General features: G+C 64.5%; 16 protein-coding genes. 9 read left to right on the plus strand and 7 right to left on the minus strand.

Annotated elements, in window-relative coordinates:
* Positions 1-92 precede the first annotated feature (92 nt).
* The 4 genes from ACRHIG_RS16875 to ACRHIG_RS16890 are packed head-to-tail and all read left to right on the plus strand — an operon-like array spanning position 93 to position 4938.
* Positions 93-1487 (plus strand): class I SAM-dependent methyltransferase, encoded by a 1395-nt coding sequence (locus ACRHIG_RS16875; RefSeq protein WP_475415033.1) that lies wholly within the window; start codon positions 93-95, stop codon positions 1485-1487.
* Between the two features lie 2 nt (positions 1488-1489).
* Positions 1490-2833 (plus strand): sensor histidine kinase, encoded by a 1344-nt coding sequence (locus tag ACRHIG_RS16880; protein ID WP_475415068.1) that lies wholly within the window; start codon positions 1490-1492, stop codon positions 2831-2833.
* A 1-nt stretch (position 2834) separates the two neighbouring features.
* The gene (locus tag ACRHIG_RS16885; protein ID WP_489627184.1) at positions 2835-3932 is read left to right on the plus strand and encodes a hybrid sensor histidine kinase/response regulator; all 1098 of its coding nucleotides are present in this window, start codon (positions 2835-2837) and stop codon (positions 3930-3932) included.
* Positions 3925-4938, plus strand: coding sequence for a response regulator (locus ACRHIG_RS16890; RefSeq protein ID WP_475415035.1), 1014 nt, complete (start codon positions 3925-3927; stop codon positions 4936-4938). Before ACRHIG_RS16885 ends, ACRHIG_RS16890 begins: the two co-directional genes overlap by 8 nt.
* 72 nt (positions 4939-5010) lie before the next feature.
* On the opposite strand, the gene ACRHIG_RS16895 is transcribed toward ACRHIG_RS16890, so the two are convergent.
* Positions 5011-5574: an SRPBCC family protein gene (locus tag ACRHIG_RS16895; RefSeq protein ID WP_489630821.1), complete on the minus strand. Its 564-nt coding sequence runs from the start codon at positions 5572-5574 to the stop codon at positions 5011-5013.
* 190 nt (positions 5575-5764) lie between these two features.
* Between ACRHIG_RS16895 and ACRHIG_RS16900 the strand changes: the two genes are divergently transcribed.
* Both ACRHIG_RS16900 and ACRHIG_RS16905 read left to right on the plus strand, forming a co-directional pair.
* Positions 5765-6550: a DNA/RNA non-specific endonuclease gene (locus ACRHIG_RS16900; RefSeq protein WP_475415037.1), complete on the plus strand. Its 786-nt coding sequence runs from the start codon at positions 5765-5767 to the stop codon at positions 6548-6550.
* A gap of 24 nt (positions 6551-6574) precedes the next feature.
* Positions 6575-6829 carry a hypothetical protein gene (locus tag ACRHIG_RS16905; protein WP_475415038.1) on the plus strand — a complete coding sequence of 85 codons (255 nt, stop codon included), beginning with the start codon at positions 6575-6577 and terminating at the stop codon, positions 6827-6829.
* Between the two features lie 15 nt (positions 6830-6844).
* Here ACRHIG_RS16905 and ACRHIG_RS16910 read toward each other — a convergent pair whose 3' ends face one another.
* From ACRHIG_RS16910 to ACRHIG_RS16935, 6 genes are all read right to left on the minus strand, one after another.
* Positions 6845-7834, minus strand: a complete 990-nt coding sequence (locus tag ACRHIG_RS16910; RefSeq protein ID WP_489627185.1) for a M28 family metallopeptidase — start codon at positions 7832-7834, stop codon at positions 6845-6847.
* Complete coding sequence (locus ACRHIG_RS16915) at positions 7828-8838, minus strand: hypothetical protein (protein WP_489627186.1); 1011 nt, start codon at positions 8836-8838, stop codon at positions 7828-7830. The genes ACRHIG_RS16910 and ACRHIG_RS16915 overlap by 7 nt, the downstream gene beginning before the upstream one ends.
* A complete protein-coding gene (locus ACRHIG_RS16920; RefSeq protein WP_489627187.1) occupies positions 8835-9200 on the minus strand; it encodes a hypothetical protein in 366 nt (121 codons plus the stop codon). The genes ACRHIG_RS16915 and ACRHIG_RS16920 overlap by 4 nt, the downstream gene beginning before the upstream one ends.
* A 169-nt stretch (positions 9201-9369) precedes the next feature.
* Positions 9370-12246: a M16 family metallopeptidase gene (locus ACRHIG_RS16925; protein WP_489627188.1), complete on the minus strand. Its 2877-nt coding sequence runs from the start codon at positions 12244-12246 to the stop codon at positions 9370-9372.
* Between the two features lie 141 nt (positions 12247-12387).
* On the minus strand, positions 12388-13374 hold the full coding sequence (locus ACRHIG_RS16930; RefSeq protein WP_489627189.1) for a sensor domain-containing diguanylate cyclase: 987 nt from the start codon (positions 13372-13374) through the stop codon (positions 12388-12390).
* Positions 13375-13465: 91 nt separating this feature from the next.
* Positions 13466-14365, minus strand: coding sequence for a sensor histidine kinase (locus tag ACRHIG_RS16935; protein WP_489627190.1), 900 nt, complete (start codon positions 14363-14365; stop codon positions 13466-13468).
* 291 nt (positions 14366-14656) lie between these two features.
* Here ACRHIG_RS16935 and queE point away from each other — a divergent pair, with 291 nt between their 5' ends.
* From queE to tadA, 3 genes are read left to right on the plus strand one after another with little or no spacing between them, the layout of a single operon-like run.
* Positions 14657-15292: a 7-carboxy-7-deazaguanine synthase gene (gene queE, locus ACRHIG_RS16940; RefSeq protein WP_289897788.1), complete on the plus strand. Its 636-nt coding sequence runs from the start codon at positions 14657-14659 to the stop codon at positions 15290-15292.
* A gap of 9 nt (positions 15293-15301) precedes the next feature.
* The gene (gene queD, locus ACRHIG_RS16945) at positions 15302-15748 is read left to right on the plus strand and encodes a 6-carboxytetrahydropterin synthase QueD (protein ID WP_475415043.1); all 447 of its coding nucleotides are present in this window, start codon (positions 15302-15304) and stop codon (positions 15746-15748) included.
* Entirely contained in the window at positions 15741-16250 is a 510-nt protein-coding gene (tadA, locus tag ACRHIG_RS16950; protein WP_475415044.1) for a tRNA adenosine(34) deaminase TadA, read from the plus strand. Before queD ends, tadA begins: the two co-directional genes overlap by 8 nt.
* Positions 16251-16415 lie beyond the last annotated feature (165 nt).

Here is a 16415-nt window from a genome sequence, read left to right on the forward strand (position 1 = left end):
AGACGACCGGTGTGCCGTGCCTTAACCCAGCCTGGAAGCTGGCGTCACCAGTGTGGTGCGCCGGAAACCGGGCAACTTGATAATGCTCAATCGTGTATTCACAATCGCAGATCGATCCAGTCGTCAGTTTCCGCAACACCCAGGGTGAGGCGGTGCGCGGCACGATTTTCAACTTGCAGCGCAATTCGCTGGTCATGGAAATCTACAATCCATACTCGATTGTGCAGGTCAGCGAGGTGCTCAATGACGTGACGGTGCGCATGGGGGCGAAGAACGCCTACGTGGGCAAGGCCGTCGTCATCAGCAGCGTCAACACGGGCCTGACCGCCATCGTTTCCGTGACCCTGATCGACGAGTGGCGCGAGCTGAGCGACGTGGTCGTGGTCAAGGGCGCCGTGTTGAAGGAGTCGAGCGCCTTTGTCGCCGGCTGGGGCGAGCGCTTCCGCATCCGTCGCGATTACCAGATCGTCGTCAACGAAATGCGCGCCTTCCTGTCGGAAGTGGCGCGCTGGGTCGAGCAGGTCGACCTGTCCGATTCGCTGCCGAAGGAAAACGGCCGCCTGCGCCCCGATATCTTCGACGAGCTGGCCTTGCCCCTGATGGAGCAAACCCAGCTGTACCTGCGCCAGCTCGAGACCGAGGCTTCGCTGGTCGAAGAGGAGCGGGCGCCGGCCCACCGCGCGTTCGCCCAGGCGGCGCTGCATCCGCTGATCCTGCGCGCGCCCTTCGTCTTCCGCACGTTTACCAAGCCGCTCGGTTATGCGGGCGACTACCAGATGGTCAACCAGCTGCTGGACGATCCGCGCCAGGGCCCGAGCACGTATTTTCAGATCGTCAACGCCGCCTTCCTGCAGGCGGCCGTGGCGACGGCGCACCGCAACCGCATCGATATCCTGACGGAATTTTTGGCGCAGAAGGCGGCCGCGGCGCGCGCCGCCGGGCGCGTGTATAAAGTGCTCAACGTGGGCTGCGGCCCGGCCATCGAGGTGCAGCGTTTCCTGGAAACGTGTCCCGATGCGCAATGGCTGGCCTTCGAACTGGTCGACTTCAGCAGCGAAACCCTGGACTGGACGCGCGCGCGCCTGACCACCATCATGCAGCGCACGGGGCGCGTGGTGGAGATCGATTATGTGCATGACTCCGTGCACAACCTGCTCAAGCGCCGCCACGGCTCCGGCGCCACGGGCTTGCCCGGCAGTTTCGATGCCGTGTATTGCGCCGGCCTGTTCGATTATTTGTCCGACAAGGTGTGCGCGCGCCTGCTGCTGCACTTCGCGTCGCGCGTGGGGCCGGGCGGGCGCCTGCTGGTGACGAATGTGCACGCGGATAATCCGGGCAAGTTCGGCATGGAGCATTTGCTGGAGTGGCATTTGATCTATCGCGATGAAGCGGGCCTGTCGGCCCTGCTGCCCGAGCATGCGACGGATCCGCTGATCTATGTCGACGCCACGGGCGTGAATGTATTTGCGGAAGTGAGCATTCCTTGATGATGGATACCCCAGGCTTGCATGCCGGCTACACGGCCGTTTTGCGCGACTTCCGCCTGGAATTCAGCCGCGGCGGGGCCTACACGGGCATCGTGCTGATCCTGCTGGGCATGGGCCTCGATTCGGCCCTGTACCCGGACAAGCAGTCGGCGTTTACCAGCGCGCGCATCCTCGTGTCCGTGCTGATCTTTTGCGTCGTGCTGGCCATGCGCACGCGCTGGGCGCAAGACCGCATCCAGGGGCTGACCTTTGTCTGGCTGATCCTGCCGCAAATCATGATTGCCTGGATGATCGCCGTCACGGAAGGCGCCACCTCGATCTATTATGTGGGCATGACCCTGGCCATTTATTCGTCGGGCATCGTGCTGGCCTTCGGCCTGTGGCAAAATATGGTCTTTGGCGCCATTTCCTGCCTGCTGTACGTGGCTGCCTGCGCCTGGCATGCGGGCGGCTTCGACTTGCCAAGCACGTTTGTCGTCAACTGTTTATTCCTTATCATGTCGGCCAGCATCAGCGCCGTGTTTACCTATTTCAATGAACGCGCCCGCTTCATGCTGTTCCAGCTGAAGGCGGAAGTGGCGCAAAAGAACACGCAGCTGGAAGAAACGAATAAAAGCCTGGCCGATATCAAGGGGCAGATGCTGCAGCAAGAGAAGATGGCCGCCATCGGCACCCTGGCCGCCGGGATGTTGCATGAAGTGAATAACCCCGTGAATTTCTGCATGATGGCCATCGAGGTGGCCATCGAAGACCCGGCCGCCAAGCAAAGCGCGCTGGTCAGCGAATGCCTGGCCGACGCCAAGCAGGGCATGCTGCGCGTGCAGCACATCGTCTCGGACTTGAAAACCTTCGCCTACCGCAAGAGCGGCAACCAGCTGGAAACGGGGCACTTCCAGTTCCGCAGCGCGCTCGAGGCCGCCATCCGCCTCGTGGGGCATGAAACGAAGAACGTCAGCATCAGCCACGATTTGCCGGTCGACACCCTGGTGCGCGGCGACGAGGCGGCCATCGTGGGCGTGCTGATCAACTTGCTGGGCAATGCCGTGCTGTCCATGCGCAAGGGCAATGCGCCGCCGTTCGAGATCCGCGTCACGGCCCACTGGGACGACAACCGCCTGCGCATCAGCGTGCGCGACAACGGCCCCGGCATCGCTCCGGAAAACCTGGCGCGCGTGTTCGAGCCGTTCTTTACCACGCGCGAAGTGGGGCAGGGCCTGGGCCTGGGCCTGAGCATCAGCTATGGCGTGATCGAGCGCCACGGCGGCACCCTGAGCGCCGAAAGCGTGCTCGGCGAATGGGCCAGCATGAATTTCGACTTGCAGCGTTCCGACTGGGAGGGCCGCTAGCATGGACAACGATAGCCGCGCCAGCGTGCTGTACGTGGACGACGAAGCGCTCGCCTGCAAGTATTTCGAGCGCGCCGTCGGCCAGCGCTACCGCGTGCTGACGGCGCCCAGCGTCGATGCGGCGCTGGCCTTGCTGGAAGACGAGACCGGCCTCATCGACGTGCTCGTCACCGATTACCGCATGCCGGACCGCCTGGGCAGCGAATTGCTGCAGGAAGTGGCGCAGCGCTATCCGCACATCGTCTGCATGCTCGTCACCGCGTATGCGGACAAGGACGTGCTGCTGGAGCTGATCAACGGCGGCACCTTGTTCCGCCTGCTGGAAAAGCCGCTCGATCTGGCCGCCATGCAAACGGCGCTGCAGCTGGCCGTGCAGACGGGACGCGAGCGGGCCGTGCGCCGTCAGGGCCTGGTGGCGATGGAGGAATCGCTGGCCTTCCTCGCGCATGAATTGAACATGCCGCTGGCGGCCATCGCCAATTTTGCGCGCGGCATCGCCCGGCGCGCACAGGCGGATTCCACGCCGCAAGCGGAGATCGGCGAGGCGGCCGCCTTGATGCACGACAATGCGCGCTATTGCCTGTCGGTGCTGGCCAGCTTTGTCGACACGGTGCGCCTGGCCAGCAGCGGGCTGGGCATGCAGGGTGGACGCCGCGCCGGCAGCGCGCGCCAGCTGCTGGACGCCTTGCTCGACAGCTATCCCTTGAGCACGGCCCAGCGCGCCGCCATCGCGGTCGAGGTGGGCGACGATTTCTCCATTGCCGAGTCGCCCAATTGCGTCGCGCTGATTTTATCTTCCGTGCTGGCGAATGCCTTGCGTTCGGCCGGTGAGCAAGCCCATCCGGCGATCGGCATCCGCATCGATGCGGGCCGCATCACGGTGCGCGACAATGGCGCCGGCATCGCCCCCGAGATCGTCGAACAGCTGTTGATCGACCCCTTGAGCAGCAGCGGCGGCGAAGGCAAGGGCTGGGGCATGGTGTTTTGCCACCGCATGATGCAGTCGTTCGGCGGCAACCTCGATATCGCCACCGAATTTGGCAGTTCCACCACGGTCACCCTGAATTTTCCAGTACATATAAGGAACGAGCATGATTGACGCCAATCTGCGTTTACCGGCTCAGCGTGAGCCGGCGCAAGGCTTGCCGACGATACTCTACGTCGATGACGAGGCCAACGCCCTCAAATACTTCCAGCGCGCCATCGCGCCGCTGGCCGAGGTGCTGACGGCCACCTCGGTCGAGGAAGGCAAGCGCATCCTCGACGAGCAAGCCGACCGCATCGCCGTGCTGGTGTCGGACCAGCGCATGCCTGGTGCCTACGGCAACGAGCTGCTGTCGTATTGCTGGGACCGCCATCCGCACATCGTGCGCATCCTGACCACCGCGTATTCCGAGCTGGAGCACACGGTGGAAGCCGTCAACCAGGGGCAGATCCACCGCTACATCCAGAAGCCGTGGGATATCGCGGCGCTGCGCATGGAGCTCAAGCAGGCGCTGGAACTGGCGCGCTTGCGCAACGAACACGCGCAGTTGCTGCGTGAAAAGCTGATGGTGCGCCAGCGGCAAGCCGTCGCCAACCGCATCGGCACCCTGTATGCGCTGTGCGCCAGCCTGGCTGGTCCGGAACAGCAGCTGCCCGTGGAAGCGTATCTGTCGGCGGCCCTGACGGCCGGCGTCACGCCGCCCGAGCCGGACTGGCTGCTGATGGATTATGCCGATCTGGTCAGTTCGGAAGCCTTCCGCGGCACGGCCTTTGCCGCCGCCGTGCGCCAGCAGCTCGACACGCTCGAGCGCGAGCATCCGGGGCGCGGCGTGGAGCAGGCCATCGACATGCTGCTGCCCGTGTTTGGCGCGGCACTGCAAAACCAGGGCGGCACGGCGCTGTTCCTCGATGGCCGCCTGCTGACGGAATTCCTGGAAACGCCGACCACCATGCCCGTCTCGGCCATCCACTCGTTCTGGCTGGCCAGCTTGCTGTGGCTGGCGCGGCGCGGCTGGTCCTTGCAGCTGAGCAAGACGGAACTGGGCTTGCAGGGCAAGGTGGTGCAGGCCGAGCCGGCGCTCACGCCGGACCACCTGGCGGCCTGGATCGAGCAGTTCTGACGGTACCCGCAAGGGGGCGTGCCAAATACAACAGGGCCGCGCGGGCCCTGTGTCCGCTGGCGGTGGGTGGGCTTAGCGTTCCGCCGCCGCCTTCAGGTTGTTCAAGCCTTTTTCAAAATCCTTGCCGATCATCCTGTCCATGCTGACGAAGACGGTCATGACCTTGCTGACGTAAGGGCTGGGGCCCGTCATGGTCCAGTTCACCTTGGTGCCGTCGCCCTCGGGCGCCATGGTAAACGTGGTGGTGTTGTGGCTCTCAAACGGCTTGAGGAAGTCCAGCTTGATGACGGTGCGCTCGGGCTGGGCCGCTTCCGTGATTTCCATGCGCCCGGCGCCCACCTTGTCATTGCCTTGCCACGCATATTGGGCACCTAGGCCATTGGCCGGCCCCGTAAACGTGCGGCGCATGGCGGGATCGAGCTTTTCCCACGGCGACCAGGCGGCCCAGTAATGGAAGTCCGTGATCAGGGCGGCGATTTTCTCGGGCGGGGCCTTGATGGTGATTTCGCGCTGGACACTGAAGGTGTCGGGCTTGGTGGTGGCATAGCCGAGGATGACGGCGACGACGACAACGATCAGCAGCAGGGTTTTTTGATCATATGCTCTCCAAATCTTGAATGGTCGATGCGAACGAATCAAGGCAATCTTAGCAGATATGAATGGCTGTGCGCGGCCTGTTGGCCTTTATTTGCGCCGGCTTTGCGCAGGGCCGCCTGCACGCCCGCCTGCACGCCAATTTGCCGCCCCGCACAGGCGCGCACGCCAGGTTTGTGGCGGGAGCCCGCGTCCGCTAGAATGCTGGCCTGCAAAGATTTCAAAGGGAAATATGATTCAACGATCGATCGCCAGGCTGACCCTGGCGTGCGGCGTGCTGGCTTCCGCCTTTGCCGCGAACCTGGCGCATGCCGATGCCTGTCCCGCCCACTACGTCGACGGCCGCAAGCCGGAAATCACCAACCCAAAGCTGGACGTGGCGACCAAAGAGCTGTGCTATAACGTGTTTGGCGTGATGCACTCGGGTATCACACGCACGCCGCTGTGGTCGGCCGAGCACTTGACGGCGAACAACCTGGAAGCGGCGCAGGATTTGTCGCGCGAAAACTCCTTTCATGCCGAACGCAAGCTGCCCGCCGCCCAGCGCGCGGAACTGGCCGATTATGCGCGCAGCGGCTTCGACCGTGGCCACATGGCGCCCAACGGCGACATGCCGGACCGCCAGAGCCAGCGCGACAGCTTTACCCTGGCCAATATGGTGCCGCAAGACGCGCGCAACAACCGCTATGTGTGGGCCGGCATCGAGGGCGCCGTGCGCAAGATGGCGAAGAAGGAGGGCGACCTGTACGTGATCACGGGACCGGCGTTCATCGGCGGCAACCTGCGCAAGGTGGGAAGAGTCATCGTGCCCAGCCATCTGTACAAGGCCGTGTACAGCCCGCGCCAGCGTGCCGGCGCCGCCTACTTCATTGAAAACGTCGACACCAAGACGTATGAAGTGCTGAGCATTGCGCAACTGGAAGACAGGATAGGCATCGATCTGTTACCGTCGCTGACGCGCCAGCAGAAGCTGCGCATGCTGAGTTTGCCCAAGGTGAAAAGCAAGTCCAAGAAATAACAAGACCGTCAAAAAGGAAATGCCATGTGCGCAAAGAAATTCGTCCCGTATGCCAATGAAAGCGATGTGCTGGAAATCGGCAGCCTGACCATCGAAAACCGGGTCGACCGCATCAGCCTCAGCGGCGACATCGACCTGACCCTGGACAAGCCGGGCCTGGCGCTGGCCAGGCAGCTGCAAAAACTGCTGACCGACGTGGTGGCCCAGCTGGAAAAGCAGGAGTTGCCGGACCAGTTGCCGCCGCCCGAGGTGACGTCGGTGGCCAATCCCTTCGAGTGACGCGGGCACGGACGTCTATTGTGCCGCTTGGGCGGCGCGATAGTAGCCGTTCCGGCTCAGTTCCTCCGGCGCATTCGCCACCTCGTAGGCGGTCAGGGCGATGGCGATGGCCGAATATTGCTGCGCCGCACCGAAAGGCAGCACGTTCTCATACGTGTCCTGTACCGTGTGATGCACGCGGCCGTAGTCGAAATCGCCGAGCACGCTAAATTTCGGCGTCGGCACGCCATGCAGGCTGAAGACGGCATCATCGCTGCCTGTCCGCGCATTCATCGCCTTGCTGGCGTCGCGCGGCACATCGTTGATGGTCGCGGCGAAGCCGAACACGGGGTGGACGTCTTGCAGGGCCCGTTCCACGCGGCCAAACACGGGTTGCCAGGCCGTGGGAACGGCGATGCCGTCGATGGCGCCGGGGCGGCCGTCGCGGTTGAGCATCATGACGATGTTTTTCATTTCGCCCGCATGCCGTTCGGCGAATGCGAATGAACCCTTGCGGCCGATTTCCTCCGCGCCGAAGGCCACCAGCATGATGGTGCGGCGCGGCTTCGCTTCGGACAGCGCCAGCAGGCGCATCGCTTCCAGCATGGTCGCCACGCCGCCGCCATTGTCTGCCGCACCCGTGCCGCTATCGTAGCTGTCGAGGTGGGCGCCGATCAGCACGATTTCCCCGGATTTTTCCGAGCCAGGAATGCGGGCGACGACGTTGTGATACGTCACCGGACCCGGGTAGAACCAGTTGCGGATATCAAACTCCAGGGTGACGGCCTCGCCGTGCGCCAGGCGCTGGCGGATGTCCGCGTACTGTGGCGCGGCCAGCTTGATGTCGGGCAAGGTCGGCAGCGACGCCCAGGTGGCGGGCGCCGCGCTGGCGGCGTACAGGGGTTCCTCGCCGGACTGGAGGGTGCCCAGGGCGCCGGCCTGCATCAGCACTCTGGTGATGGCCCTGGGCTTGTGGATGGCGCTGCCATCGCGCCCGCCGCCGCTGTTTTCGCCCCCGATCAGCACCCATTTTCCTCGAACTGCGCGGCGCGCTGCTGTGCCTCTTCCAAGGTAGCCGGCCCCACGATTGCCAGGCCCTGCTGCACGCCACGCGTGCCGGCCGAGTAGGCGGGCGTCGCCATGCGTAAGGGCAGCTCCCGGGGCGCCAGCATCCTGCCCGACCAGGGACCGCGGTTGAAGCCTGCTGACATCTGGCCCGCCTCTTCCAGTTCGGCCTGCACGCCCCATTGCCGCAATTGCATGCGTGCCCATTGCGCCGCATGCGTGTAGGCATCGCTGCCGGCCATGCGGCCGCCGAAGCGGTTGCTCAGGATGTCGAGCCAGTCCATCGCGCGCGGCTCGCTGGTGCCCAGCGCCACGATCTTGCGCGCCGTGGCGTCGCCGGAGCGCGCTGGCGCGGCTTCGATGCGCGCATCCCTGCCGGACAACGTGCCCAGGAAGGCGGGCAATGTGCCTTGCCGGCGCGCCGCCAGCGCCGCATCCAGCTTGGCGGCACGGTTCAGCTTATCCTGGCGCAGCAGCGATTCGTAGGCGCGCAGCACGCCCTGCATGCCCGCCAGGTCGCGCTCCCCTTGCTGCCGGGCCTGCTCCGGGTGGCTGATCTGGAAGGCCATCACGCTGGCCAGGTACTGGAAGCGCAGCGCCGCCCGCGTGGCCGGCGCGGGGGCGGTGCTCAGCCAGTCATCGGGCATGCCGGCGTCGAACGCGAGGTCGGGAATGGCATCGACCCATGCGCCCAGCCAGGCGCCGTCGCGCTGTTGCACGGCCAGCGGGGCGCCCTGCGCCTCTTTCGCCATCCGCACCACGCGCATGCGCTCGGCCGGCGTGGATGGGCCGCGAGCGGCGCCGCCTGCCGCCGCTACCGCTGGCGCGGCGGGCAAAGCCGCTGGCACATAGCGTTCCCTGAGCCGCGTGCCGTTTACAGGCTTGGGCTCGTTCTCATCGGTTTCGACCAGGCGTTCGCCGCTCAGCACGTCGCCTTTCGCTTGCAAGGTCCAGCGTATCGTCACCTCGGTGCTGACCTCCTTGCCGTTGCGCCCCGTGCTGACGCGCTTGCCGCCATGCCGGAAAACGGTGCCGGCGGGGCCTTTGTCCCGTGCACCGTGCGTGGGGAGGTGAGCTGGCCCCGTTCATCGAGCCACGCGATCGTCGCACGCATGCCGCCTTGCTCTTCGGTAATGTCGAGTATGCCCGTGTCGATCAGGTCGGCCTCGACGCCATTCGTCGTGGTCGTGCCCGTCGCCGTCCCGAATTGCCACTGTCCGGCGAGGGCCGGCGCCTGGGCGTACAGGGTGGCGGGCAGCGCGGCAGCGGCGAGGAGGCAGTTGGCGTAAAGAGGGGAAAGGCGCAGGTTCATGGTTGTCCTTGTCATGTTTTTCACTCGGGAAGAGTGGAAAACAGTATGCGGATAACCAGATTGCCAAGATGCCACTTTCCGACCAAGGCCGGGATTGGCGGCCTGAAGGCGCGTTTGGCCGCGCCGAATGCCAGGTCAACCTCGTCCGACCTTCTGCATCGGACGAGATTGCTCTGGCACCCACTTACTGGGCGAACGCCTGCGCCGCCGGCGTCACGGTGACGGCCGCCGGCTGGAGGTTCAGCTTCATCGCGCCGATGACCTTGTCTTCATCGAGCAGGGCCTGCGGCTTGGTGCCGTCGTACTTGATGGGAGAAAACGCGTCGCTGACGAGCTTTTCCTTCAGGCCGGCCGCATCCTTGGCGACGATCACCACGGACAGGTTCTTCGCCGACAGATGCTGCTTGATGGCGCGGTTGACGTCTTGTACCGTCAATTTCGACAAGCCATCACGCATCAGCTTGGTGAACTCGGGCGTGCCATACCATTGCGAATCGAGCGCGTAACCGAGTTGCTGGTCCTGCGTCGACGTCATGACGAAGACGTTCTTCATCAGGTAGTCGCGCGTGGTGGCGAAATCGTCCTGCGTCAGGCCGTTGTCGATGAGCTTGCCCAATTCCGTCAGGGCCACGCGCAGGGCGAAGTGGGCGTTGTCCGGCGCCACGGGGCGGATCCAGATCTCGAACAGCTGCGCCTTGCGGCCCAGGTTCGGGTTCGGGAAGAACTGATACATGCCGCGCGGGAAGGCTTCAATGTACGCGTAATCGCCATAGTTCATGCCGCGGATTTCACGGATGCGCTGGTACAGGTAGGAATTCGAGGCGCGGTGCTCGCCCAGCCATGTCTTCGCCAGCCACAGGGCGGGGAAGTCCGGATGCGTGCGCGTCACCTCCAAAGGCAGGCCGAACGAGATGGCCGTGGCGCGCGTGTTCTTCTCGATGATTTCCACTTCCAGGCCCTGCGCCTTGCGGCCCGCCGGTTTCACGGTGGCGGGCAAGCCGGGGCCGGCCGGCAAGCTTGCCAGCGCTTGCGTCAGCGACGCCGTCATGGCGTCGGACACGTCGCCGGAAATGCCCACCTTGACGGCGCCTTGCGCGTACGCGCTTTTCCAGAACTGTTTCACGTCGTCCAGGGTGATGGCGTCGATGCCGGCCACCGTGCCCAGTACGGGATGGCCATATGGCGTGCCCGCATACACATTGGTTTGCAGGCGTTCCTTGGCGAATTCCTCTTCGTTATTGTCCTTCAGGTCCAGCAGCAGTGCATTTTTTTGCGCATCCTTCAAGCGGCGGAAGTCGTCTTCGCGGAAGCCGGGCGAGAGCAGCAGGGGCAGGGCGATGGCGTTGAACTGGGTCCAGTTATCCTTGTGGATGGAGCCCGTAAACGTCGTCATTTCCTTGTCCGTCTGCTGGGAAAAGCTGCCGGCCAGCGGGAACAGGGCCTGGTTGACTTCGTCGATCTTGCGCTCGGACGAGCCGCCCGACGCCACCATGGCGGCCGTCAGCGCGGCCAGGCCTTCCTTGCCCTGCGGGTCTTGCGCGGAACCGGCTGTAAACAGCAGCTTGTAGCGGATTTGCGGCAACGCCGACTTTTGCACCAGCACGTCGAATTTTGCATTTGACGCTGCCGGCAGCAGGCTGGCCAGCTTTGGTGTGGCGGCGATGGCGGCCGCCATCGGCTGGTGCGACAGGGTCGTCACCACCAGGCCGTCGTCCGTCAGGTATTTGCGCGCGGCCGCCTGCAGGTCGGCCGGCGTGAGCGTGTCGATCAGGCGGTAGTACTGGTTGATGGTGGCGTAGGAACGGTCGAAATGCGCGAACGAGGCCAGGGTGCCGGCGATCTGCTCCGTGTTGTCGAGCGAGCGGATCAAGCCGTATTTTTCCGCCGACTTGGCGTCCGCCAGGTCTTTTTCGCTCACCGGCGTGTCGCGCAGCCGCGCCACGGTCGCCAGGATGGCGTCGCGCACGTAGACGGCGTCATCGATGTTTTTCACGCGCGCGCCCAGTACGGCCAGGGTCGGATCGACGCGGTCCGGCGTCATCTCGAACAACTGGTCGACCTTCTGTTCATTCTGCACCAGGCGTTTATACAGGGGCGAGGTGCGGCCGAAGGACAGCGACAGCAGGGTCGCCAGGGCGGCCTGGTCCTTGTCCTTCACGGAAAACGCGGGCGCGTGGAAACCGACGGCTACCCACGGCAGGGTCGGCGTGGGCCAGGCCACGTGCTTGTAGACGGGGCCGCGCGGCGCGGGTTCGACGGGCACGGCCGCCTGCTGCTTGCCGCGCTGCCAGCCGCTCCAGTACTTTTCCACCAGCGCGATGGCTTGCTGTGGTTCCACGTCGCCGGCGATGATGATGGTGGTGCGCTCGGGACGGTACCAGCGGTCGAAGAACAGCTTCGAATACGCGTACTGGTTCGGCATGTCTTCGATGTCCTGGATGAAGCCCATCGTCGTGTGCTTGTAGGTATGCGTCGTGTAGGCGCTGTCGCGCATCACTTCGAACAGTTTCGACACGGGATTGGCGCTGTTCTTGTTGTATTCGCCCAGCACGGCGCGCGATTCCGTCTTGAACGCGTCTTCCGCATAGTCGAGGTGCTGGAAGCGGTCCGCCTCCACCTTCAGCACGGTTTCCAGGTCCTGCTTCGCGAACGTCGTGTGGTAATTGGTCAGGTCGTCGCTCGTGTAGGCGTTCTGGCGCGCGCCGGCGCGGGTGATGACTTCCTGGTATTTCTCGGGCGGATAGGCCTTGGTGCCGCGGAACATCATGTGCTCGAAGAAGTGGGCGAAGCCGGACTTGCCCGGCTCGACTTCATTGCGCGAGCCCGTCTGCACGGGAATCTGCAAGGAGACCAGGTTGGGAAATCCCGTCGGCACGATGATGATCTTCAAGCCATTCGCCAGGGTTTTTTCCGTCGCCTTGAATGGCAGCAGATCGGCCTTGCCGGCGGCGGCGGTGCTGGCGGCGGCCGGTTTGACGGGCGCGGCGCCCAGGTTCGACGCAGCCATGGCCGACAGGGCCAGGGCGAAAGCGGGTAATAAAGCGGGCATGATTCTTGACACGGGGGCTCCTTCTTATTGGATGTTATGAAAGTGCAACGCCGCAGCATAGAATATTCGTGCCGCCGTGCATAGGGGCAAGGCGTTTTGGCATGAAGGGGCGGCCCCGTCAGGGCAGGCAAGGCGTGCCGCAGGGACAGGTGGTCAGGTCAGCGTCGTTTCCGGCAGGCTGATGCGGTTGCGGCCCAGGTGCTTGGCGCGGTACAGGGCGCAGTCGGCCGTGTGGATCAGCTGGCCCAGTTCGGTGCCGGGACCGGGCAGGGCCGTGGCGGCGCCGATACTGACGGTGACGCAGGCGCCGTCGGGACGCTTGCGCGGCAGCTGCAGCCGCTCCACGCGCTGGCGGATGCGCTCGGCCACGATGGCCGCGCCCTTGAGCGACTGGTTCGGCAGGATCACGGCGAACTCTTCGCCGCCGTAGCGGGCCACCAGGTCGTTCGTGCGCATTTCGCTGGCCACGGCGCCGGCCACCTTGCGCAGGCACAGGTCGCCGCCCTGGTGGCCGTGGCTGTCGTTGTATTCCTTGAAATTGTCGACGTCGACCATCAGCAGCGACAGGGGCTGGTCCTGCCGCTGGGCGCGCTGCCACTCGGCCAGGATGGTGTCGTCGAAGCAGCGCCGGTTTGCCAGTCCCGTCAAGCCGTCGCGCGTGGCCAGGCGCTCCAGTTCCACGTGCGCGCGCTTTTCATCGGTCATGTCGCGCAGGGTTTCGACGACGGCGATCAGTTCGCCGTGGTTGTCGTAGATGGGGCTGGCATCGACGGCCAGGTAGCGCCGCCGCCCCGTGCGCGGCATGTCGCACCAGTTTTCCGCGCACAGATTGCTGCCCGTGCTGCTGCGGTATTGCAGCTGGGCATGCAGGGCGCGCGTGTCGCCGCCCCGTCCGGCCAGCAGCAGGTCGGCCAGGGTGGGGCGCTCGTCGTTGTAAAAGCAGCGGCCCGGCTCGCGCGTGCCCAGCACTTCGGCCGCAGGCACGCCCGTCAACTGCTCGCAGGCGCGGTTCCAGATCATCACCTGGCCATGCACGTCGAGTACAAAGGTGGGCACGACCAGCAATTCCATCATCTTGACGGCGAAACCCTGGGCTTCATCGCAGGGCGATGCGCTGGCATGTGCATGGCTATCCGGCATGTAAGCATCCTTCTTGGGGTGAATGAGGGGGCTGGCTCGTTGGCCATGATGCAGCGTGGCGGGCCGAAGGTGTTGATATTGAGCAATATTTTCAGCGATGGGGTGTCGCCGCGTCGTGGCAGACCGGCAGGGGCAGCGAGACGCGCAAGGTGGTGCCGGTGCCGCTGCGGCTGTCGATGTGCAGGCTGCCGCCGGTGGCGGCCACGCGCTCATGCATGCCGGACAGGCCGCAACCGAGGCGCGGCGGCGAACCCGACAGCCCGACGCCGTCGTCGCCGATGCGGCACTCGACGCTGCCGCCCGCTTGCCGCAGGCATAGCTGGACATGCGTGGCGCGCGCGTGGCGGGCGATATTGGCCAGCGCTTCCTGCACCACGTGGTACAGCAGGGCGCCATGCGCGCGGCCGGCGGCGGCATCGAGCCGGTAATCGCAGCGGCAATCGATGCCCGTGGTGCGCTTGAAGTCGGCCAGCAGTTCCTCGCATGCCGCCTGCAGGCCCGCTTCGAGCGCGGGCGGGCGCAGGTCATGGATGACGCAGCGCAGCGCCGCGATGCTGAGGTCGACATTGCGCACGATCACGGCCAGCTGCTGCGCCAGCTGGGGCGCCACGCCATGCGTGCTGGTCTGCAGCATGGACAGGTCGATCTTCAAGGTCAGCAGATGCTGCCCCAGGTCGTCATGGATGTCGCGCCCGATGCGCAGGCGTTCCTGTTCGCGCGCCTGCTGCTGGCCGCTGGCCAGGCGGTCCTGCTCGGTGTCCGCGCGCAGCTGTTCCAGCGCCCGCAGGCGCAGCGCCAGGCGGTGCTGGCGCCACAGCAGCAGCGCCAGCGCACCGCACAGGATGGCGCAAACCAGTATCAGGGGCAAGGGCGTGCTTGTCGGCAGCATCGGACCGGCGGCGTAACCTGCGTGCAGGGAAGCGAGTGTAGTGATCGCCAGGCAAGCCAGAATGCTCAGGCGACACGGCGGGCGCAGCCAGCGTTGCATCATTTTCTCGCTCCCTAAATGTTTTCCAACGGGCAATGTTATTACAGAAAATATATTAACCTTGGGTTATTTATATTGTCTAAACGCAAAAGCTGCGCAGTTTTGCCTGCCGCTGTGGCTTTCTTGCTGCCGGATGCCGCGGCGCCAGGCGGCAGGCACGGCATTTGCACGGGAAGTGTCGTGGCGGCATATAATAGAGGGTTGTCAATCGGCTCTCCGGCCCCGGCCTTGTTGTTTTGCGCCGGGCGCGCCCGCATCCATGCGCGATGCGTCAGCCAGCTCTTAGGAAATACAGTGACTTATAGCATCAAAGAGATTTTTTATACCCTGCAGGGCGAAGGTGCGCACGCGGGCCGTCCGGCCGTGTTTTGCCGCTTTTCCGGCTGCAACCTGTGGACGGGCCGCGAAAGCGACCGCGCCACGGCCGTGTGCCAGTTCTGCGACACGGATTTCGTCGGCACCGATGGCGAACTGGGCGGCAAGTTCAAGACGCCGCAGGAACTGGCCGCGCTGATCGACAGCCTGTGGCCGGCCAGCTATGCACCCAGCAAATACGTGGTGTTTACGGGCGGTGAGCCGCTGCTGCAGCTGGACGCGGCCCTGATCGACGCCATGCATGCGGTGGGCTTTACCATCGCCATCGAAACCAACGGCACCTTGCCCGTGCCCGCCGGCGTGGACTGGATCTGCGTCAGCCCGAAGATGGGTTCGACCCTGGTCGTCCACAAGGGCAATGAGATCAAGGTCGTCATCCCCCAGTTCCAGCAAGACCTGGCCGCCTACGAACAACTGGATTTCGAGAACTTCTTCGTGCAGGCGATGGACGGCCCCCTGGCCGCGCACAACATGAAGCTGGCCATCGAGACGTGCAAAAGCAACCCGAAGTGGAAGCTGAGCCTGCAAACCCATAAACTCCTGCAAATACCTTAATAAGACAATATGCTGACTATCACACGCAAGCTCGAATTCGACGCGGGCCACCGCATTCCCGACCACAAAAGCCAGTGCCGCAACCTGCACGGCCACCGCTACACGGTGGAAATCACCCTGGTCGGCAAGGTCATCGAAGCGGAAGGCAATTCCGACAATGGCATGATCATGGACTTTTCCGACGTGAAAACCCTGGCCAAGCAGCATCTGGTCGACGTGTGGGACCACGCCTTCCTCGTCTACGAGAAGGACACGGCCGTGCGCGATTTCCTGGCCAGCCTGCCCGACCATAAGACCGTCGTCATCGACCGCATCCCGACCGTGGAAAACCTGGCGCGCATCGCCTTCGAGATACTGAAGGCGGCGTTCACCGACCATTTCGGCACGGGCTTGCACCTGCATAAGCTGGTGCTGCACGAAACGCCGAATTGCTGGGCCGAAGTGACCGATGAGTGAAACGCACGCTGGCGCGCAGGACGCGCGCTACATGCAGCTGGCCCTGGAGCAGGCCCAGCACGCGTGGGACCTGGGCGAAGTGCCCGTCGGCGCCGTCGTCGTCAAGGATGGCGAAGTCATCGCCGTGGGCTACAACCAGCCCATCGGCCGCCACGACCCCACGGCGCACGCGGAAGTGATGGCCTTGCGCGCGGCCGCTGAAAAGCTGGGCAACTACCGCTTGCCCGGCTGCGAGCTGTACGTGACCCTGGAACCGTGCGTGATGTGCTCGGGCGCCATGCTGCATGCACGGCTGGCGCGCGTGGTCTACGGCGCGGGCGACCCGAAGACGGGCGCCTGCGGTTCCGTGCTGAACCTGTTCGAACAGCCGGCGCTGAACCACCAGACGGCCATCGTTGGCGGCGTGCTGGCCGACGAGTGCGGCGACTTCCTCCGGCGCTTCTTTGCCGAGCGCCGCCGGGCCCAGGCGGAAGCGCGCAAGCTGGCCAATCCGCCGGCCTGACAGCAGACAGGGCAGGGCCTCCATGGCCTTGCCGGTAGGTGTGCCGTGCCTTGCCAGCCCTCCCGGCTGGCATTTTTATAATTGTTGCGAAATAACATCTGTCTAGACCAATTGCCATTCTCAAATGAGAATGATTCGTGTTACAGTATTGTTTTCGCCAGCAAA

The sequence above is a fragment of the Janthinobacterium sp. C22 genome, from assembly GCF_057919405.1.